Genomic DNA, 4,113 nt, shown 5'->3' with positions numbered 1-4,113 from the left:
GCAACCTGTCACCCACTGCTGCGACCTCATGGACGCTGCCTATTGCAGCCCGGTCATCCGTGCCCACAGCCAGAGCCTGGGCCATGTGCCGCTGATCGATCACCACCCGCGTGGCGGCAGCAAGCTCGACTTCGCTCCGCATCAGGCCCTGCGCTTCAAAGAGCGCAGCACTGTCGAACGTGTGAACGGCCGTTTGAAGATTAGGCCCGCTACAACAGCCGTTCTTTTTACAAGCCACTGATAATTAACGATTTTTCCAGACTGGGGCGCGTTTCTCCGCAAAGGCGCGGGAGCCCTCGATGGCATCCTCGGACATCATCACCGGCCCGATCAGCTCGGCCTGGCGGTCGAACATCTCGTCCAGGGACCAGTCCTGCTGCTGGGCAATCACCGTCTTGGTGACCTGCAGTGACAGGGGGGCATTGTCAGCAATGGTCCGGGCCAGCTCGAGGGCGCCGGCCATGGCCTCACCCTGATTGACCAACCGGTTGATCAACCCCAGATCATACATCCGCTGGGCATCCGCCATATCGCCGGTGAGCGCAAGCTCCATGGCCACCCGGTACGGCAGCTGACGGGGCAGGCGCAGCAGACCACCGGCACCCGCCACCAGTCCCCGCTTCACCTCCGGCAGGCCGAATTTGGCATTACTGGCAGCCACAATCAGGTCACAACTGAGGGCAAGTTCACAGCCGCCTGCAAGGGCATAGCCCTCAACAGCGGCGATCACCGGCTTGCTCACGTTCGCCCGCACGAAGCCGGCGAAGCCCTTGTCATCGGTAACCACTTTTTCGCCCGCCACGAAGGCTTTCAGGTCCATGCCGGCACAGAAGGAGCCACCGGCACCGGTCAGGACTACCACCCGGACGTCGTCTCTGGACTCAATCTCGTCCAAAATATTCGCCATGGTCTCGGCGAGCGCCTGGTTGACGGCATTCTTTGCTTCCGGACGGTTCAGTGTGATGACGGCAACACCATCTTTCACGTTCAGTTCGATCACGCTCATATGTTTTTCTCTTGTTCTAGAATCTGAATTGTGGATGCCGGCGATTCGAACCGGCACAATTTTGTTGCGCTCGTTCATAAGAGCAAAGCCTATTGCACCACTGCTTCAGACTACATGCCTCGGCTAAAAAGACGATAATGCGCCAGCCAGCACCACCGCACCTGATGTTTTCCTCGCCTCTGAAGTGGACCCCATCCGTTGAACCACCTGACAGACAATTTAATCTCTGACCAGATTGTCATCAGGCGTCAGGCCGCCCGGACTGAGATCGAGAAGACAAGGCAACAACGGGGGTCAACGGCGGCCTACTTCAACCTGCGCCGACCTCGGCGGCATCACTCCGCCGATGCCGTCCCCCGCTCCTCGGCGAAACGGATGTAGAAGTCCAGGCTGTCCGGGTTGGCCATGGCGTCCGGGCTGGCCACCTGGGACAGCGGCTTGCCCAGCAGCAGTTTGCGGATGGGCAGCTCCATCTTCTTGCCGGTCAGGGTATTGGGCATTGCGGCTGTGGGAATGATCTCGTCGGGCACGTGGCGCGCCGACAGGTTATCCCGTATGGCGGCGCGGATGCGCCCTTCACATCCTCATCCAGCGTCGCCCCCTTCCGCAGCACCACAAACAGGGGCATGTAGGATTCCCGGCCCAGGTATTCCAGGTCGACGATCAGCGAGCCCATCACCTCGGGAAATTCCTCCATCACGCGGTAGATCTCGCCGGTACCATACGCACGCCCTGGCGGTTGATGGTGGTGTCAGAGCGGCCGTAGATGACGGCACCGCCGCGGGGCGGGATGCGTGTCCAGTCGCCATGACGCCAGACCCCGGGTAGGTGTCGAAATAATTGTCGTGGTAACGGTGGCCGCCTTCGTCGCCCCAGAAGTACAGCGGCATGGAGGGCATGGGCTTGTCACGACCAGCTCTCCCACTTCGTCTTCCAGCGCATTGCCCTCTTCATCAAAGGCATAGACGGCGGTGCCCAGGATGCGGCACTGCATTTCGCTGGCGTAGACCGGCATGATCGGGTTGCAGCCCGCATAGAAGGCGGCCACGTCGGTACCGCCACTGATGGGAGCCACCAGCACATTATTGCCCAGCTCGTTCATGATCCACCGGCCCTCGTCCGGCAGTGGCGAGCCGGTAGAGCCCACGGAATGGATGCGGCTCAGATCGGCGTAATCCCGGGATGAATTTCGGCCTTCTTGCAATTGAGGAAATAGGCGGCTCCGGCACCAAAGTAGGTCACCCCGGCCTCTCCGGCAAACCGCCACAGGGTGCTCAGATCCGGGTAGCCGGGGTTGCCGTCATAGATGCAGAGGGTCGAACCCCGCAGCAGCCCGCCGATCTGGGCATTCCACATGATCCAGCCGGTGGTGGTGAACCGCAGATGCGGTCGTCCGGCTGCAGGTCCATGTGCAGGCCCTGGCCCTGCAGGCCTTCGAGGAGTGCGCCGCCAGGGCCGTGTACGATCGGCTTGGGCATGCCCGTCGTGCCTGACGAGTAGACCATCCACAGGGGATGGTCGAATGCCAGTGGCTCAAACGACATGGGTGCGTCGTGGGCCAGCATGGCCGACCATGCCACGCTGTCATCCAGGGATGCATCGGCATCCAGGTAGGGCAGCAGTATCACCTGCTCTAGGGTGTTCAGCTCGTCACGAAGCTGGCCCACCACGTCCATGCGATTGAAATCTTTACCCCCGTAGCGGTAGCCGTCCACCGCCGCGATCATCACCTTGGTGATCAATCTGGCGGAAGCGGTCGGTCACGCTGCGGGTGCCCATGTCCGGCGAACAACTGGACCAGATCGCCCCGATGCTGGCACAGGCGTAGAACGCCACAAGGGTCTCCGGGATGTTGGGCAGACAGGCAACCACCCGATCACCGGGTTCCACGCCCATCCGGCGCAGGCCATGGGCGAAAGAGGCCACCCGCTTCTTCATGTCACCCCAGGGCAGTTCCTGCCGCGGCCGAATCTCCGAGCGGGAGATGATCGCGGGGCGCTCCGGTTCGTCCTCGTGGTAACGAAAGGCCTGCTCGATCATGTTCAGGCGGGCGCCCTCGAACCACTTGGCCCGGGGCATCCGGTAGCCGTCCAGCACCCGTTGTAGGGGGCCGACCACTGCCACAGGGCATTGTAATCTGCCGCGCCTGTGTATTTCTGGAGCCACCGACTACAGTAAAGCTCCGGTAAATCGAAATTCATTGGTTGAGCTGCTCGAGGAAACTAACGAATAATGGCCGAATCCGTGTCCTGATGACCGCCATGGCCGCGTTGCAGCACGGGCAGCGCATCGACGGCAGCCGCCGGCATCACCAGATGGACGTGCGGGTGGTAGTCGAGCCGGCGCGTGTTGGTATGCAGCACGGCAATCGCGCCGGGCGTGCCCTGCAGGTGCCGGGTTGCGGTGCACCTGCCAGAAACCGCGCAGATGCCGATGCGTAGCCTGCGGCAAGGGAACGAAGCGGTCCTTGTTGCCCTTGGCGTCGCGGACATGCACACGGCCACGCGCCGCATCGATATCGCCGATCTGCAGCCGCAGCCCTTCGCCCAGGCGCAACTCGAGACTGTAAAGCGTGAAGAAGAACAGCAGCTAGCCGAGCACGCGCGTCGCGGCGATGATCCGCCTGGTCTCTTCGACGCTGACGATGTCGGGCAGGCGTTGGGTTCTGGGCGGTTTGATCAGCCCCGGCGCCACCCAGGGCTGGCGCAGGACGTGCGCGTAGTAGAACTTCAAACCGTACAGATCGAGCTTAACGGTGCTCCACGAGTGGACTTCCACCAGCTCGGTGAAGTAGTCCGTCACTTGCTGCTCGGAAAGACTGTCGATCCGACCGTCGAAATACGCGCCAATCCGGCGAATCGCCCGCGCATACGCATCGATCGTCTTCGGCTGCAAACTCCTCAAGCGTAAGGTGCTGCAGATGCAACCTGTAGCCGCACTCGAACGCTCTTTCCTTCGCTGTATTCAACATATAATGACCCCCTGGTTCGTCATGGAAAGTCCCTCTTGCGAGGCAGGAGATCAAATTGTGGACCCGGATCGTCGAGGCGGGCCCCTCCGCGTAGCGGCTTCGTCCAACAGTTCCCCTTGCCGGGTGTGTAGAGGAT

The 4,113-nt window shown here is 61.7% G+C and carries 6 protein-coding genes and 3 pseudogenes; 1 reads left to right on the top strand and 8 read right to left on the bottom strand.

What is annotated here, in order from left to right; all coding sequences use genetic code 11:
- Positions 1-199 (top strand): annotated as a pseudogene (locus tag NA637_RS24095) (IS5/IS1182 family transposase); the annotation flags it as partial.
- A gap of 45 nt (positions 200-244) precedes the next feature.
- On the opposite strand, the gene NA637_RS24090 reads toward NA637_RS24095, so the two are convergent.
- The 8 genes and pseudogenes from NA637_RS24090 to NA637_RS24060 all read right to left on the bottom strand — a co-directional run bounded on the left by NA637_RS24090 (position 245) and on the right by NA637_RS24060 (position 3,910).
- The gene (locus NA637_RS24090; protein WP_256075029.1) at positions 245-1,084 is read right to left on the bottom strand and encodes a crotonase/enoyl-CoA hydratase family protein; all 840 of its coding nucleotides are present in this window, start codon (positions 1,082-1,084) and stop codon (positions 245-247) included.
- A 257-nt stretch (positions 1,085-1,341) separates the two neighbouring features.
- Positions 1,342-1,536 (bottom strand): hypothetical protein, encoded by a 195-nt coding sequence (locus NA637_RS24085; RefSeq protein WP_256075028.1) that lies wholly within the window; start codon positions 1,534-1,536, stop codon positions 1,342-1,344.
- A gap of 221 nt (positions 1,537-1,757) precedes the next feature.
- Entirely contained in the window at positions 1,758-2,108 is a 351-nt protein-coding gene (locus tag NA637_RS24080) for a hypothetical protein (protein WP_256075027.1), read from the bottom strand.
- A gap of 172 nt (positions 2,109-2,280) precedes the next feature.
- Positions 2,281-2,748 (bottom strand): AMP-binding protein, encoded by a 468-nt coding sequence (locus NA637_RS24075; protein WP_256075026.1) that lies wholly within the window; start codon positions 2,746-2,748, stop codon positions 2,281-2,283.
- Entirely contained in the window at positions 2,696-3,085 is a 390-nt protein-coding gene (locus tag NA637_RS24070) for an AMP-binding protein (RefSeq protein ID WP_256075024.1), read from the bottom strand. The genes NA637_RS24075 and NA637_RS24070 overlap by 53 nt, the downstream gene beginning before the upstream one ends.
- A gap of 209 nt (positions 3,086-3,294) precedes the next feature.
- Positions 3,295-3,402 (bottom strand): annotated as a pseudogene (locus tag NA637_RS24065) (transposase); the annotation flags it as partial.
- A gap of 67 nt (positions 3,403-3,469) precedes the next feature.
- A pseudogene (locus NA637_RS25785) lies at positions 3,470-3,562 on the bottom strand (Fis family transcriptional regulator); the annotation flags it as partial.
- 33 nt (positions 3,563-3,595) lie between these two features.
- Positions 3,596-3,910, bottom strand: coding sequence for a site-specific integrase (locus tag NA637_RS24060; RefSeq protein WP_256075023.1), 315 nt, complete (start codon positions 3,908-3,910; stop codon positions 3,596-3,598).
- Positions 3,911-4,113 lie beyond the last annotated feature (203 nt).

Origin of the sequence: Stutzerimonas stutzeri (assembly GCF_024448935.1) — a bacterium.
GTDB classification, from domain to species: domain Bacteria; phylum Pseudomonadota; class Gammaproteobacteria; order Pseudomonadales; family Pseudomonadaceae; genus Stutzerimonas; species Stutzerimonas stutzeri_AO.
Note: the sequence above shows the minus strand (reverse complement) of the source record. Positions and strands in the feature narration are given on the sequence as shown.